The following is a 15234-nucleotide window of genomic DNA, read 5'->3' as shown; positions in this document are numbered from 1 at the left end:
CAGCCGGCGACAGCGGTCACCTACCTGCGAAGAACCGGGCTAGTGCGCCACGCCGTTTGCCCACTCGGACGCGTGGTCATGGACGAACGCGTCGAAGGAGCGGGGCGGGCGGCCGGTCAGGTCCAGCACCGCGGTGCTGACCAGGTCGTCCCGGCCGGCGCTCAGGCCGGCGTCCACGGCGGCAAGAGCGGCGGCGAATTCGGCCGGCATGCCGGCGGCCCGGTAACCGGCCGCCAGCTCGTCGGTTTCGACGGGCAGCACCTGAATCGGCCTGCCGGTGCGGGCGGTGATGATCGCCGCCGCGTCCCGGTAGCTCAACGCTTTCGGCCCGGTGAGCAGGTAGTCGCGCCGGTCACCCGGCCCGTGCCTGAGCCACTCACCCCGCTTCTCGCTGGGCCGCTCACCCTGCCCTCCGCTGGGCCTGTCGCTGGGCCTGTCGCTGGGCCTGTCGCTGGACCCGTCATCGGGGTCGGTCAGCAGGGCGGAGGCGGCGGCCGCGATGTCGCGCGCGTCGATCCAGCCCAGCCGGCCGCCACCGGCCGCGGTGTGGATCTCGCCGTGCCGCCGGAGCCGCTCGCCCAGCGGATGCGGGCGCAGGAAGTTCTGCATGAACCCGGACGCGCGCAGCACGACCCACCCGGGCCGGGTCCGTACCCGTGCGGCCAGCTCAAGCGCGCCGGGGGCGTTCGGCAGCACGATGGCGGAGCCGAGGAGCACCACGCGGCGCACGCCGAGCCGCTCCGCCTCGTCCAGGAACGGCTCAACCAGCGGCATCGGATTCACGGCGTTCGCCGGAGGCACGAGATAAACGCGGTCCGTCGCGTGCAGTGCGGCCCGGTGCGTGCCCGGGTCGTTCCAGTCGAACCGGACCGCGTCAGGATCCCCGGCGGAGGGGTTGCGAGCGGCCACCCGGACCGGTACGCCGTTGCCCCGCAGCAGCTTCGCCAGCACACTGCCGGTCTTCCCGGTGCCGCCGGTGACCAGCACGCCGCTCATCGGGCGGCCCCCGAGCGCAGCGAGCCGAGCAACTCGGGCAGCGTCCCGGTCGCCGAGGCGGCGGCCAGCGGGCTCCAGTAATCCCTGTAGTGCGTGATCAGGCCATCTTGGACCGTGATCACGGAGATGTAGTCCATGCGGTAGGGCTCGCCGGTGCGCACGGTGTACCCGTGCGCGGTGAACTCCACCACGATGGTGTCCGGCCGTTGCGTGTGATGCACGGTCACTACAGGTATCTCCCGTACGTCCATCCGTTCCGGATATCCGGCCAGATAGTCACGGACGGCATCCCGCCCCGCCAGCCGCCGCGGCGCGTCCCCCGCAGCGAACGGGAACTCGCTGGTGCCCTGCTCCGCCCACAGATCGGCGATGGCATCCATATCCTTGGCCAGCAGCAGATCCAGCAGTCGGCGGATCGTCTCCTCAGGAGTGCGTGGCATGTTCGTCCTCCGGTGTCCCGTGAAATGTGGTCATGCCAGCCTGGCCACGGATCCGGGCGCCGCGGAACGGACGGGTTAGCCCCGGACCCCTGGTCCGTGGCTAAGGCGGCCGCCACTGTGGCAGCCTGGACGGGTGAGCAGAGCTGAACTGGCCGACTTTCTCCGTCGCAGGCGGGAGGCGCTGCGCCCGGACCAGCTGCCGGCCACGGCCGTCCACCCGCCGGGCCGCCGCGCCCGCCGTACTCCCGGCCTGCGCCGCGAAGAGGTGGCCACGCTGGCCGGGGTCTCCACCAGCTACTACGAACGACTTGAGCAGGCCCGCGCTCCGCATCCGTCCCCGCAGGTCATAGCCGCGCTGGGCACGGCACTGCGGCTCACCGACGCCGAGCGCGAGCACCTGGCGCGGCTGGCCGGGCAGGCCCCGCCCGCCCCGCAGACCGGCCGGGCGCCGGTGCCCGCCTTCGCCCGCGAGCTGCTGGACCGGCTCGGGCCGGTGCCCGCCTACCTCACCGACGAACGCCAGGACATCGTCGCCTGGAACGACGCGGCAGCCGACCTGATCACCGACTTCGGATCGCTGCCCGCCGGGGAACGCAACGCCGTACGGCTGTCCATCCGGCTGGACGGCACCCTCTGCTCGGCCGCCGACGGCGCGCAGGGCGAATACGCCCGGCAGGCCGCCGCCCAGCTGCGCACAGCCAGCGCCCGGTACCCGGCCGAACGCGTACTTGGCGAGCTGGTCAACGAGTTCGCCGCGCACAGCCCCGACTTCGCCGCCGGCTGGCGCAACCACGAGGTACGCCCCATACCGACGCTGCGCAAGCACCTGCACCACCCCGAGCTGGGCGCCCTGGAGCTGGACTGCCAGACTCTGCTGCTGCCCGGCACCGATCTGCGGATGGTGATCTACACCGCGCGACCGGGCAGCCCCAGCGCCGCCGCGCTCGCCCGGCTCGCCGCACGCGACACTGAGATCGATCGGAATCCGGCGTAAGCCTCTCCGTGAGCGGAACCCAACGAAGACTCACTGACCAGCGGACCCACGATCGCAAGCCTCGTCATGGCTGCCATGACGGCCCGGTGGCGATCGCGTGGCAGAGCCGCTCCGCGTCCCACGCTGGTTCTCCCAGGTCGAGCCGGTCCGGCGCCCGGAACCCGTCCAGCGCCAGGTGAACGTGGCGCCGCCACAGGGACGGGGCGGCGTGCCGGGTGGCCTCGGCTACCGTGCTGCTCGCCCACAACAGCAGGAAGAGGTCGGCGCCGGTGACGTCCGGGCGGACGACGCCGGCCGCCTGCGCCCGCCCCAGCACCCGTTGCGCGAGCGCGCAGATCTCGCTGTGCGCGGTCTCGGTGCGGTCGTCGCCGGGGAACCGCCGGGCCAGGAAGTCGGCGAACGCCCGGTCCCCGGCCTGGGCCGTACACAGGACATCGAGCAGGCTGCGGAAGGCGTGCCACGGATCCTCCAGGCCGAGCGCGGCCTCTATCTCCTCGATCACGTGGCGCAGCTTCGGCTCCAGCACCGCGCACAGCAGGTCGAGGCGGGCCGGGAAGTGCCGGTAGAGGGTGCCGACCACCAGGCCCGCCTCGCGGGCGATGCCGTCGAGGGCGGCCTGCGCGCCCTGCTCGGCGAACGCGCGCCGGGCGCACTCGAGCAGCCGCTCGCGGTTGCGGCGGGCATCCCGGCGAGCGGGCAGCGGGTTCCCCGTGGCAGGCATGAGGTCACCGTAGCAAGGTGCGACAGGTCTCAACTTTGAGGATGCTCTCAACTTCGCTAGAGTGAGCAGCACCGAAAAATGAGAGCATGCTCATTTTCTGCGACAAGGAGAGCGACATGGCCAAACTCGGCGGGAAGGTCGCGGTGATCACCGGCGCGACCTCCGGGCTGGCGCTGGCGACGGCGAAGCTGTTCGTCCAGGAGGGCGCGCACGTGGTCATCACCGGCCGCCGCCAGGACCGGCTGGACGCGGCGGTGGCCGCCATCGGCCATGGCGTGACCGGCGTGCTCGGCGACGTCGGCCAGATCTCCGACGCGGCCCGCCTGGCCGAGGTCGTGGCGGTCGAAGCGGGCCGGGTGGACGTGCTCATCGCCAGCGCCGGCGTCTGGACGTGGAACGAGCACATCGGCGACGTGACCGAGCAGTCGTTCGACGCCGTGTTCGGGGTGAACGTGCGCGGGACGTTCTTCACCGTGCAGAAACTGCTGCCATTGCTGTCCGACGGCGCCTCGATCGTGCTCATCGGGTCGGGCGCCGCGGACAAGGGCGATCCGGGAACGACCGTCTACGCCGCGAGCAAGGCGGCGCTGCGGTCGTTCGCCCGGACCTGGACCACCGACTTGAAGCAGCGCGGAATCCGGGTCAACGTCCTCAGCCCCGCCGCGATCGACACCGCCGCGTTCGCGGACCTCCCGCCGGGGTTCAAGGAGCAGATCGCCTCGCGGGTGCCCGTCGGCCGCCTCGGCGACGAGCACGAGATCGCCACCGCGGCGCTCTTCCTGGCCTCCGCGGACTCGAGCTTCGTCACCGGCATCGACCTGCCCGTCGACGGCGGGATCGGCCAGGTCTGACCACCGGCAAGGCGCCGAAGGTCAAGAGGCGGGGCCAGGGGTGCCGGCACCCACACGACGATCTTCCTGATCGTCAAGGACGGATGTCATGTCGTCAACCCACGGCGGCGCGGCGCAAAAGGTCGTCCCAGACCTCGGCGACGCGGGCGTCGAGCTCCTCGAGTGAGCCATCGTTGGGGATCACGATGTCGGCCGCGGCCAGGCGTTCGTCCCTGCTCGCCTGGGCGGCGATGCGGGCCTGGGCGTCGGCCTCCGCCATGCCGCGGTGTTCGGCCAGGCGGCGGATGCGCAGCTCGTCGGGGGCGTCGACGACGATCACCACGTCGTACATGGGGGCCAGGTTGTTCTCCACCAGCAGCGGCACGTCGTACACCATGATCGTGTCGTCGCCGGCGCCCCGCTGCAGCTCCGCGACCCGCTCCCCCACCAGCGGGTGCACGATCGCGTTGAGCGCGGCCAGCCTCTCGGAGTCGGTGAAGACGATGGAGCCGAGCTTCTCCCTGTCGAGCGAGCCGTCGGGGCGCAGCACCCCGTCGCCGAACGTCTCCGTCACCCGCGCCAGCCCCGGCGTGCCGGGCTCGACCACCTCACGGGCGATCAGGTCGGCGTCGATCACCATCGCGCCCCTGGCCGAGAGCCGCTTGGACACCTCGCTCTTCCCGGAGCCGATGCCGCCGGTGAGCCCGATCTTCAACACGTCGGAAAGCCTATCGCCCGGATCTCACGCGGCCGGATCCGGGCGTCATGCGCAGCTCACTCCCCGCCCGCCGGCTCGGGCGTCACGCGCAGCACGCTTCCCCCCGCCACGTTCCGGCGTCATGCGCAGCTCATTCTCCGCCCGCCGGCTCCGGTGTCATACGGAGGTGGATGAGGGTCAGGTGGTCGTCCATGCGCTCGCGGTGGGTCTCGCGGTAGCCGAGCCGTCGGTAGAGCCGCAGGTTGCCCTCGGACAGGTGACCGGTGAACAGGTCGAACGCCTTCGCCTCCGGCACCTGCTCGTGCAGGGCGCGCAGCAGGGCCGTGCCGATGCCCCTGCCCTGCAGGTCAGGGGCCACGACGAGGCGGCCGACCAGGCAGGTGGCGCCGGAGAGCCGCCCGCGTACGGCGCCGACGATGCGCCCCGACTCGACCGCCTTGAGCACGACCGCGCCCTCGATGACCTTGCGCATCTGCTCCAGCGACTCCACCAGCGGCGGGATGTAGGGGTCGCCGTAGAGCTGCGCCTCGCTGAGGTAGGCCGCCCGCTGCAGGGTCAGGACCTCGCCCGCGTCATCGGGCACCGCCCGCTCGATCACCACCCGCCGCAGCCTACTCCCCGCGCCCGGCCCCCGCCGTCAGCTCGCCGGGACACGACGTGCGCGCCTTGGGCGGCTTTCCGCGTACGAGGAAGTCGTGCACCCGGGCACGCAGGCAGGCGGCACGCAGCTTCCCGGCTCCCTGCAGCAGATAGGCGTCATGCCCGTCCCCGTGCCACAACACCACCGCACCGGGGATCCGCCGCCCCAGCCGTGCCGCCGGGGCAGGCGGACTGACCACATCCAGCCGCCCCACTCCGACCAGCACCGACGCCCGGTCACCGTCGTCACTCGGCACCATGGAGCTCGCCGGGCCCGGCTCCGGGCGGCCGCTTCCGCCGTCACGAGGCACCGCAGGACCGGTGACGCCGGTCTCCTGGCCGCCGCCGGCCCTGGGCCCGAGGTCGCTGCCGGTCCGCGCCGGCCGGTCACCGGCGTCTCCCGAGGAGGGCCGGCCCTCGCCTCCGGCCGGCGCGGACGTCTCGGCGCCGGTCAGGCGGGACCGGTCGAGTCGCGGGGTGTGGGGCGGCCAGCTCGGACGGGCCCGCAGCCCCAGGCACCTGCCGACCTCGTAGCGGCCGGTCAGCCAGCCCACCCGGGGAGCCACCTCACGCAGCCTGGCCTCCATGCGCAGGAAGGTCCGGTAATCGGGCACGTCGGGCATGAAGTCGTGGCAGTGCATCGCCCGGGAGACCGTGGCGGGCGCGCCGGCCCGGCGTACGTCGGCGAGCGCCAGCAGCGCCCGCGCGTCCCCCTCCTCGGCGGCGGCCAGCGCCCTGGCCAGCTCGGGCCACCGCTTCGGGTCGAGCCCGGCGAGCACGGCCGCGACGACGCGCCGCTCGTCCACCGCCCGCCTGCCGGGAACGACCCCTGACCCTGCCTTGGACGATCGCCCGCCCGCCGAACCGCCGGCGACGACCGACGGTCCTCCGCCGAGCAGCTCGCCGAGCCCGGGGCCCGCCTTGAGCGGCGTCTCGCCGAGCAGAGCGTCCAGCCCGGGACCGTCGGGCGAGCCTGCCATCAGCTCACGAGGGCCGGAGGACGGGCCCGGGTTCGCGGGCAGGAGCAGTTCGCCGGGCGAAGCCGTGCGCTGTGTGCCGCCGCCCGGATCGGCGCCGCCGGCCCCGTGGGCGAGGAGGTCGTCCAGGACCTCGACGGCGTCGCCGTCCAGGGGGCAGGCCAGGTGGTTGACGCACCAGTCGCGGAAGTAGCGCAACCGGCGCTCTGCCGCCCTCGCGTGGGCGATGAGGCGGCGGCCCAGGCCGGGCTGGAAATGGTCGGGGACGCCCTCCAGGTAGATCCGCCCGGCGCGGCCGGGGAACAGCTCGAGGTACGCCTGCCCGTACACCGCCCCGTAGCCGTTGCCGAAGTAGCGCAGCCGGCGCCGGCCGAGTGCGTCGCGCAGGGCGTCGAGGTCGTGTGCCACCTGCCAGGCCGTCAGGCCGTCGTAGGCGGGCCCGGCCGCGATCCGGCAGCTTCTGTCGTAGGCGGCGTTGTGACGGGCGTAGGAGCGCCACGCGGCCTCTCCAGAGGCGATCTGGAGCCGCCGGGGGTCGGGCGGCGGCACCGAGCAGCGCACCATGGCCGCGCTCCCCCTGTCACCGATCCCGCGCGACTCCACCAGCACCACGTCGAACCACCGGGCCAGCTCGCTCACCGTGTCGGGCCTGGCGCGCACGTCCTGGACGGTGGAGCCCGCCCCGGTGTTGACGACCAGCGGGCCGAGGCTGCGTGCGGGGTCGCGGGCGGGCAGCCAGGCGAGGTCGATCTCCGTACGCGTCCCGGATGGCCGCTTCCAGTCCACCGGCACGGACAGCTTCCCGCACCTCAGGCCGTCGCCGCACTCCCGCCACCGCACCCGCCCGAGCGCCGGGCCGTCCGGCTCGCCGGGCCGGCCCGCCCAGAAGCCGCCGCCCCGCTCGTCCACCGGATCCGGCGCGCCGGCCGTGGCGGCGGCCGCCACGGACGCGGACGGTACGGCGGTGACGAGGACGGCGCTGGCGAGGACGGCGGCGGTCGTGAGGCCCGCCGCCGCCCTGATGACCGGCTGAACCATGCCCACGCAGATCGCTCCCGAGAGTCGCAGCCACCAAGCGCCGCCCAGTCTCCCAGCGCCCACCGGAGCAGGTCACAGGCTTGCAAAGACCCTCAGGTAAAATCTCCGTCCCGCCGCTGCAGGATGTGGAAAAACTCCCTTATACCGTCCACGAGCGAGGCGGGCGACGCCATGGCGACCATGTGGCTGGGGCTCTCGCCGCGGCCCCAGTAGACGATGTCGTTGCCGCGCTCGGCGATCCGCCGCAGCACCTCGGGCCCGCCGTGGGTGACCCCGGTGGGCACCTCCTTCTGGTCGACGGGCAGCCCGGCCGCCCCCTCGTAGTACGGCCAGGAGGACGACCCGCCGGTGCCGGTCAGCCAGTACAGGCTGGCGTTGGTGAGCAGCAGGTCCCTGTCGACGGGCTCGGCCCTCGACTCCCACCCGTCGAACTCCCTGAACCGCTCCACCAGGTACGCGAGCTGCGCCACCGGCGAGTCCACGAACCCGTACGCCAGGGTCTGCGGCCGGGCGGCCAGGTAGGGCCCGTAGCCGCTGCCGCCCGCCATGCGCCGCCCCATCTCCTCCAGCAGGGCGAGGTCCTCAGGGCCGGCCCCGTCCAGCTCGCCGGGCTCGCCCGTGGGGACGCCGAGCCCGGCCGTGATCACGGCGCCCATCACGTGCTCGCTGTCGAGGGCGGCCAGGCGCGGCGTGACGAGCGCTCCCGCGTCGTTGCCGTGCGCGACGTACCGGTCGTAGCCGAGCCGCCGCATCAGCTCGGCCCACGTGCGCGCCACCCGGTCGATGCTCCACGGCCGCGGGTCGGCGGGCTCGGGGAACGGCGAGAACGCGAACCCGGGCAGCGACGGGGCCACGACGTGGAAGGCGGTCGAGGGGTCGAGCCCGTGGGCGCGCGGGTCGGTGAGCGGGCCGATGACGTCGAGGAACTCGGCGACGGAGTTCGGCCAGCTGTGCGTCATGATCAGCGGCACGGCGCCCGGCTCCGGCGAGCGTACGTGCAGGAAATGCACCCGCTGCCGGTCGATGACGGTGGTGTACTGCGCGAACGCGTTCAGCCTGGCCTCCTGCGCCCGCCAGTCGAACCCGCCGGCCCAGTACGCGGCCAGCTCCCGCAGATGGTCCACGGGCACGCCGCGGTCCCACCCGCCCGGCAGCGCCCCCGCCCACCGGGTCCTGCGCACCCGCTCGCGCAGCTCGTCCAGGTCGGCCTGCGGGATATCGATACGAAAAGCGGTGATCTCTTCCATGCCCGGCACGCTAACGACGAACGCGGCAAGGATCGTTCCGCATTAGCGCGACCAGGAAACAGCCCCGCGAGGACATCGCACGACGAGCCGCGACCGAGGCAAGGACCGGCGAAAGACACCACCCGACCGACCGCTGCCGGAGCGGGCGCACACCGAGCGCCCCGGCGACCGGCCACGAGCGGAGGCGCAGCTCGCCGGACCGCCGCCGAAGCCGGCGCACACCAAGCGCCCCGGCGACCGGCCACGAGCGGGGGCGCCACCCGACGGGCCTGGCCGAGAAGGGCCGGGACACGCGGAAGGCCCCGCACGGAGAACCGTGCGGGGCCTTCCCACTGCTGATGGCCGCCACCTGGCGTGAAGGTCACGCCTCAGGCGGCCGGCGCCCGGTGCGGGGCGTCAGCTCTGGCCGCCCGCGAGCTTCTCGCGGAGCGCGGCGAGCGCCTCGTCAGAGGCGAGCGCGCCGCTGGCCGGAGCCGACGAGGAGCCACCCTGCTGGGGCTGGGTCTCACCGCTGTAGGACGAGGGAGCGGCCTCGCCGGCCTCCGCCTCGGCCTTGCGGGCCTCCTCGATCTGCTTCCTGTGAGCCTCGAAGCGCTGCTGGGCCTCGGCGTACTGCCGCTCCCACTCCTCACGCTGCTTGTCGAAGCCCTCGAGCCACTCCCCGGTCTCCGGGTCGAAGCCCTCGGGGTAGATGTAGTTGCCCTGATCGTCGTACGTGGCCGCCATGCCGTAGAGGGTCGGGTCGAACTCGACCTCGGTGCCGACACCCTCGTTGGCCTGCTTCAGCGAGAGGCTGATGCGGCGACGGTCGAGGTCGATGTCGATGATCTTCACGAAGATCTCGTCGCCGACCTGGACGACCTGCTCCGGGATCTCCACGTGGCGCTCGGCCAGCTCGGAGATGTGGACCAGGCCCTCGATGCCCTCCTCGACCCGGACGAACGCACCGAACGGCACCAGCTTGGTGACGCGGCCCGGCACGACCTGGCCGATCTGGTGGGTGCGGGCGAACTGCTGCCACGGGTCTTCCTGGGTGGCCTTGAGCGACAGGGAGACGCGCTCGCGCTCCATGTCGACGTCGAGGACCTCGACCGTGACCTCCTGGCCCACCTCGACGACCTCGGACGGGTGGTCGATGTGCTTCCAGGACAGCTCGGACACGTGGACCAGACCGTCGACGCCGCCGAGGTCCACGAACGCACCGAAGTTGACGATCGAGGACACGACGCCCTTGCGGACCTGGCCCTTCTGGAGGGTGTTGAGGAACGTCTGGCGAACCTCGGACTGCGTCTGCTCGAGCCAGGCGCGGCGCGAGAGGACGACGTTGTTGCGGTTCTTGTCGAGCTCGATGATCTTGGCCTCGAGCTCGCGACCGACGTACGGCTGCAGATCGCGGACACGGCGCATCTCGACCAGGGACGCCGGGAGGAAGCCACGCAGGCCGATGTCGAGGATGAGACCACCCTTGACGACCTCGATGACCGTGCCGGTGACGATGCCGTCCTCGTCCTTGATCTTCTCGATCGTGCCCCAGGCGCGCTCGTACTGAGCACGCTTCTTGGACAGGATCAGGCGGCCCTCCTTGTCCTCCTTCTGGAGAACGAGGGCCTCGACGTGTTCGCCGACCTCCACGACGTCAGCGGGATCGACATCGTGCTTGATCGAAAGCTCGCGCGAGGGGATGACACCCTCGGTCTTGTAGCCGATATCGAGAAGAACCTCGTCTCGATCGACCTTGACGACGGTGCCCTCGACGATGTCGCCGTCGTTGAAGTACTTGATGGTCTCGTCGATCGCCGCGAGGAAGGCTTCCTCGGACCCGATGTCGTTGACCGCTACCTGCGGGGTGCTCGAGGTGGCCTCAGTGCTGGACGTCATGTGTGGAATTGCTCCGAACGCGGACAGGATGTCGATGTGGCGGATGCGCGGCAGGCCCTCTTCCGCATCAAGCCGAGGAATTACGACATCGACGTGACCGAGCGCGAGCCCGCTCCGTCTGAGGCGCGCGCGAGCCCACAGCGCAGCGATCAGCATATGAGACCAACGCCACGGGGTCAATCCGGCGGGACGTCAATAGGCGATGACCTGGAGCCCTCGCTTGGCGATGATATTACCTCGAACCTTCTCCGGGATGGAGATGCGGTCGGGGTCGCCGTCGCTGACGTAGCGCTTGCCGGGATGCCGGTCCAGCCAATCGAGCCAGTATTGGGAGCACCACTTGCGGCACTCGCCCTTCTTGCCGTTGCTCTGGATGCGCTGGATCGCCCCGCGGTCGAACTTTTTCGCGTACGGCGAAAGCGAGGGCTCGGCCCCGGCGAGGAACACGCCCGCGAAATCGTAACGCGTGCCGTCCCAGGAGCCGGTCCTGGCGGGCTTCTTCCCCTTGGGCAGGGACCCGTACGGCAAAGCCATGGTCTGGGACGGCGGCGCGCCGAGCTTCTTCAGCAGCCGCTCCAGCCGGACGATCTGCTCCTTGACCTTCTTGCGCTTGAGCGTGCGCAGGTCGGGGTGGCTCCAGGTGTGGTTGGCCACCTCGTAGCCGTGGTCGGTCAGCCACCGCACGGCCGCCGCCTGCGCGTCGTGCTCGCGCAGCCCGAACGGCTCCTTGCTGATCCAGAACGTGGCCACAGGACGGAAGCCCGGGTGCCGGGCGGCGACGTCCTGGATGACGCCCACGGCAGTGTCCGGCAGCGGCCGGCCGTCGGGGCCCAGCCCGAAGTGGCTGGGATGCCCGTCGTCGAACGTCAGCACCACGGGGAACTTGCCGGCCGGCACCCTGATCTCGCCCCTGACGAACTCGGCCGCGGTGATCGGGACGTAGCCGCGCTCGGCCAGCTTCTCCAGCTCCTTCCTGAGCTGGGCGGGCGTGCGGTCGAGCGAGGCGCGCCGCTTGGCGAGGATGCGGTGGTACATCAGCACCGGCACCAGCCCCGCCTCGTTGGCGCGCACCTGCTTGGCGAACTCGGGCGTGGACACCACCCCGGGCGGCTGCCCGACCGGGGTGGGCTCGGGCGGCTCGGCGCTGCCCTGGACGGTGGCGCCGGCCTGCGGCCTGGCGTGCGGGCGCGGCTCACCCGGCATGAGGGCGAGCCCGATGACGGCGATCGTGATCACCACCGCGTTCGCGACGACGATGATCCGCGTGAGGGACGCTGATGACCGCACGAAACTCCCGCCCGCTCGGTGATGACGGCTCCACAGATTAATGCAGAACCGCCCACAGCGCGGCTTTCGCGGCTAGTGGCCCGCGTCCTCCCAGGTGCGGCCGACGCCCACCGAGACCTCCAGCGGGACCCGCAGCCGGTAGGCGGCGTTCATCTGGTCGCGCACCAGCTGGGTGAGCTGGTCGAGCTCGCCTGGCGCCACCTCGAACACCAGCTCGTCGTGAACCTGGAGCAGCATCCGCGAGGCCAGCTCCTCCTCGCGGATCGCCTGGCGCACGTTGAGCATGGCGACCTTGATGATGTCGGCGGCCGAGCCCTGGATGGGCGCGTTGAGCGCCATGCGCTCGGCCATCTCGCGGCGCTGGCGGTTGTCGCTGGTGAGGTCGGGCAGGTAGCGCCGGCGGCCCATGATCGTCTCGGTGTAGCCGTCGGTGCGGGCCTGGGCGACGATGGCGTGCAGGAAGTCGCGGACGCCGCCGAACTCCTGGAAGTATTCCTCCTTCAGCGCCCGCGCCTCGGCCACCGGGATGTTGAGCTGCCCGGCGAGCCCGAAGTCGGACAGTCCGTAGGCCAGGCCGTAGTTCATCGCCTTGATGCGGGCCCGCAGCTCGCCGTCGATCTGCTCGGGCGGCAGGTCGAAGACGCGCGCGGCGGTGGCCTGGTGGAAGTCGTGGCCCGACTCGAACGCCTCGATCAGCGACTCGTCGCCCGACAGGTGGGCCATGATGCGCAGCTCGATCTGGCTGTAGTCGGCGGTCAGCAGCGTCTCGTAGCCCTCGCCGACCGTGAAGCCCTGCCGGATGCGGCGGCCCTCGGCGGTGCGGATCGGGATGTTCTGGAGGTTGGGCTTCTCCGACGACAGCCGGCCGGTGGCGGCGATGATCTGGTTGAAGGTGGTGTGGATGCGCCCGTCGTCGGCGATCTCCTTGATGAGGCCCTCGACGGTGGTGCGCAGCTTCTGCTGGTCGCGGTGGCGCAGCATGATCGTGGGCAGCTCGTGCTCGGTCTGGGTGGCGAGCCAGGCGAGCTGGTCGGCGTCGGTGCTGTAGCCGGTCTTGATCTTCTTCGTCTTGGGCAGGTTGAGCCGGACGAAGAGGATCTCCTGCAGCTGCTTGGGCGAGCCGAGGTTGAACTGCTCGCCGATCGAGCGGTGGGCCTCCTCGACGGCGTGCTTGACCGCGGCGCCGAACTCGGCCTCGAGGGCGGCGAAGTATTCGCTGTCGACGGCGATGCCGGCCCGCTCCATCTCGGCGAGCACGGTCAGCAGCGGCTGCTCGACGTCGCCGAGCAGCTGGGTGCCGCCGCGGCCGGCCAGGAAGGTCTCGAGGGAGTCGGCCAGCTCGCGCACGGCGCTGGCGCGCAGCGCGAGGTCTTTGGCAGGGGCGTCCTCGTCGTCGCCGAACAGCGCGGCCTGCCCGTTGTCCTCGTGCTCGGCGCGCAGGTCGCGGTGGAGGTAGCGGCGGGCGAGGTCTTCGAGCGCGAACGTGCGCTGGCCCGGCATCGCGAGGTAGGCGGCCAGCGCGGTGTCGCAGCTGAGGCCGCGCAGCTCCATGCCCTGCGCCCACAGGGCCAGGATGGGCCCCTTGGCGTCGTGGACGGCCTTGGGCCTGGTCTCGTCGCCCAGCCAGGCGCGCAGGGCCGCCTCGTCGCCCTCGGTGAGCTTGACGGGGTCGATGTAGGCGGCGGTGCCGTCGGGTGAGGCGACGGCGACGGCGTCGATGCGGCCGGTGCCGCGGCCGTAGGCGCCCTTGAAGGCGAGCCCGGCGCGGCCCTCGGGGAGCGCGGCGAGCCAGCCGGCCACCCGGTCGGGGCCGAGCAGCACGGTCTCGACCTCGAAGCCCTGCTCGGGCTCCTGCTCGCCGGTGCCGAGCACCTTGAACACCCGCTCGCGCAGCTCGCCGCGGATCTGCAGGGTGTCGAACAGCTTGTTGATCTCCTCGCGGTCCCACGCGCCCTGCTCGAGCTCGCCCGGCTCGGCCTCGACGGGGACGTCGCGCAGCAGCTCGGTGAGCCGGCGGTTCATCAGCACCTGGGCGACGTGCTCGCGCAGCTTGTCGCCGACCTTGCCCTTGACCTCGTCGACCCGGTCGACCAGCGCGGTCAGCGAGCCGAACTCGCGCACCCACTTGGCGGCGGTCTTCTCCCCCACGCCGGGGATGCTCAGCAGGTTGTCGCTGGGGTCGCCGCGCAGCGCGGCGAAGTCGGGGTATTGCTGCGGGGTCAGGCCGTATTTCTCCTGGACCGCCTCGGGGGTGAAGCGGGTCATGTCGCTGATGCCGCGCCGGGTCATCAGGACGGTGACGTGCTCGTCGACCAGCTGCAGCGCGTCGCGGTCGCCGGTGACGATCAAAACGTCCATGCCCTGCTCGCGGGCGCGGGTGGCGAGGGTGGCGATGATGTCGTCGGCCTCGAAGCCCGCCTTGGACAGGTGCGGGATGCGCAGCGTGTCGAGCAGCTCGTAGATGAGCTGCATCTGACCGCGGAAGTCCTCGGGCGTCTCGCTCCTGTTGGCCTTGTAGTCGGCGTATTCCTCGTGGCGGAACGTCGGCTCCGACCGGTCGAAGGCCACCGCGACGTGGGTGGGCTGCTCGTCGCGCAGGATGTTGGTCAGCATCGAGGTGAACCCGTAGACCGCCTCGGTGTGCTGACCGTCGGTGGTCATGAGGTTGGCGTCTTTGAGCGCGTAGAACGCGCGATAGGCCAGCGAATGCCCGTCGAGCAGCAGCAGGCACGGGCGGCTGGGGGTCACTTCACTCTTCGGCACACAGGCAGCCTAGTCTGCGTCTCCGACAGAAAACCCGAGCTCGGAAGAGTGGAGGCGTCACTTTGACGCAGACCGACCCTATGGACGTCTCGATATTCGGCGACATGCACGAAGGAACGCTCGCCGACCGGCTGGGCATCGAGTTCCTCGAGGTCTCGCCTGAGCGGGTGGTGGGCCGCATGCCGGTCGAGGGCAACACGCAGCCGTACGGGCTGCTGCACGGCGGAGCCTCGGCGGTGCTGGCCGAGACGCTGGGCTCGGTGGGCGCGGCCGTGCACGCCGGGGCCGGGCGGATCGCCGTGGGCATCGAGATCAACGCCACCCATCACCGCTCGGCCCGCTCTGGCTGGGTGACGGGGGTCGCGACCCGGCTGCACGGAGGCAGGACGCTGGCGACGTACGACATCGAGATCACCGATGAGCAGGGCAGGAGGGTGTGCACCTCGCGGCTCACCTGCATGCTGCGTGACGCCTGACCGTAGTGCCCCTTACGTCACTTCGTCCGACCCTTTGCGCATGCCCCCCGCGGGTCGCTACGGTTGCTTCACCAGAGCCCGCGGGGAAGCCAAGTAGAAAACGTGTCCGGCCCCGCGTATGCGGGGTGCTCCCGTGTACGGCCGGGGATGCCTGACATGGCCCCAACGGCCGCCCCCGCGGGCTCGTCAATCTTCATCTTCCGATCGTTACGAGATCGTTTCCTCAAGAT

General features: G+C 71.6%; 13 protein-coding genes. 3 read left to right on the top strand and 10 right to left on the bottom strand.

The window, feature by feature from the left end:
- Positions 1-39 precede the first annotated feature (39 nt).
- The gene (locus tag AB0K28_RS07305) at positions 40-996 is read right to left on the bottom strand and encodes an NAD(P)H-binding protein (protein WP_364366222.1); all 957 of its coding nucleotides are present in this window, start codon (positions 994-996) and stop codon (positions 40-42) included.
- Positions 993-1436: a nuclear transport factor 2 family protein gene (locus tag AB0K28_RS07300; RefSeq protein WP_364366220.1), complete on the bottom strand. Its 444-nt coding sequence runs from the start codon at positions 1434-1436 to the stop codon at positions 993-995. The genes AB0K28_RS07305 and AB0K28_RS07300 overlap by 4 nt, the downstream gene beginning before the upstream one ends.
- Positions 1437-1569: 133 nt before the next feature.
- Between AB0K28_RS07300 and AB0K28_RS07295 the strand changes: the two genes are divergently transcribed.
- Positions 1570-2430, top strand: a complete 861-nt coding sequence (locus tag AB0K28_RS07295) for a helix-turn-helix transcriptional regulator (protein ID WP_345401566.1) — start codon at positions 1570-1572, stop codon at positions 2428-2430.
- A 64-nt stretch (positions 2431-2494) separates the two neighbouring features.
- On the opposite strand, the gene AB0K28_RS07290 is transcribed toward AB0K28_RS07295, so the two are convergent.
- Positions 2495-3151 (bottom strand): TetR/AcrR family transcriptional regulator, encoded by a 657-nt coding sequence (locus AB0K28_RS07290; RefSeq protein ID WP_364366218.1) that lies wholly within the window; start codon positions 3149-3151, stop codon positions 2495-2497.
- 86 nt (positions 3152-3237) lie between these two features.
- Between AB0K28_RS07290 and AB0K28_RS07285 the strand changes: the two genes are divergently transcribed.
- Complete coding sequence (locus AB0K28_RS07285) at positions 3238-4002, top strand: SDR family oxidoreductase (protein WP_345401560.1); 765 nt, start codon at positions 3238-3240, stop codon at positions 4000-4002.
- Positions 4003-4096: 94 nt separating this feature from the next.
- Here AB0K28_RS07285 and coaE read toward each other — a convergent pair whose 3' ends face one another.
- From coaE to polA, 7 genes are all read right to left on the bottom strand, one after another.
- Entirely contained in the window at positions 4097-4699 is a 603-nt protein-coding gene (gene coaE / locus AB0K28_RS07280) for a dephospho-CoA kinase (protein WP_364366215.1), read from the bottom strand.
- Positions 4700-4829: 130 nt separating this feature from the next.
- Complete coding sequence (locus tag AB0K28_RS07275) at positions 4830-5297, bottom strand: GNAT family N-acetyltransferase (protein ID WP_364366975.1); 468 nt, start codon at positions 5295-5297, stop codon at positions 4830-4832.
- Between the two features lie 13 nt (positions 5298-5310).
- Positions 5311-7353 (bottom strand): alpha/beta hydrolase, encoded by a 2043-nt coding sequence (locus AB0K28_RS07270; protein ID WP_364366972.1) that lies wholly within the window; start codon positions 7351-7353, stop codon positions 5311-5313.
- Between the two features lie 92 nt (positions 7354-7445).
- The gene (locus AB0K28_RS07265; protein WP_364366213.1) at positions 7446-8600 is read right to left on the bottom strand and encodes an epoxide hydrolase family protein; all 1155 of its coding nucleotides are present in this window, start codon (positions 8598-8600) and stop codon (positions 7446-7448) included.
- Positions 8601-8996: 396 nt separating this feature from the next.
- Positions 8997-10478, bottom strand: a complete 1482-nt coding sequence (gene rpsA / locus AB0K28_RS07260; RefSeq protein ID WP_345401550.1) for a 30S ribosomal protein S1 — start codon at positions 10476-10478, stop codon at positions 8997-8999.
- Positions 10479-10670: 192 nt separating this feature from the next.
- Positions 10671-11765: a polysaccharide deacetylase family protein gene (locus AB0K28_RS07255; protein WP_364366211.1), complete on the bottom strand. Its 1095-nt coding sequence runs from the start codon at positions 11763-11765 to the stop codon at positions 10671-10673.
- Between the two features lie 72 nt (positions 11766-11837).
- Positions 11838-14528, bottom strand: a complete 2691-nt coding sequence (polA, locus tag AB0K28_RS07250; protein ID WP_364366209.1) for a DNA polymerase I — start codon at positions 14526-14528, stop codon at positions 11838-11840.
- A gap of 104 nt (positions 14529-14632) precedes the next feature.
- Here polA and AB0K28_RS07245 point away from each other — a divergent pair, with 104 nt between their 5' ends.
- Positions 14633-15004, top strand: coding sequence for a hotdog fold thioesterase (locus tag AB0K28_RS07245; protein WP_345401541.1), 372 nt, complete (start codon positions 14633-14635; stop codon positions 15002-15004).
- Positions 15005-15234 lie beyond the last annotated feature (230 nt).

Source organism: Nonomuraea sp. NPDC049504, from assembly GCF_040676845.1.
GTDB lineage: Bacteria > Actinomycetota > Actinomycetes > Streptosporangiales > Streptosporangiaceae > Nonomuraea > Nonomuraea salmonea.
This window is presented reverse-complemented; position numbering and strand designations above follow the sequence as displayed.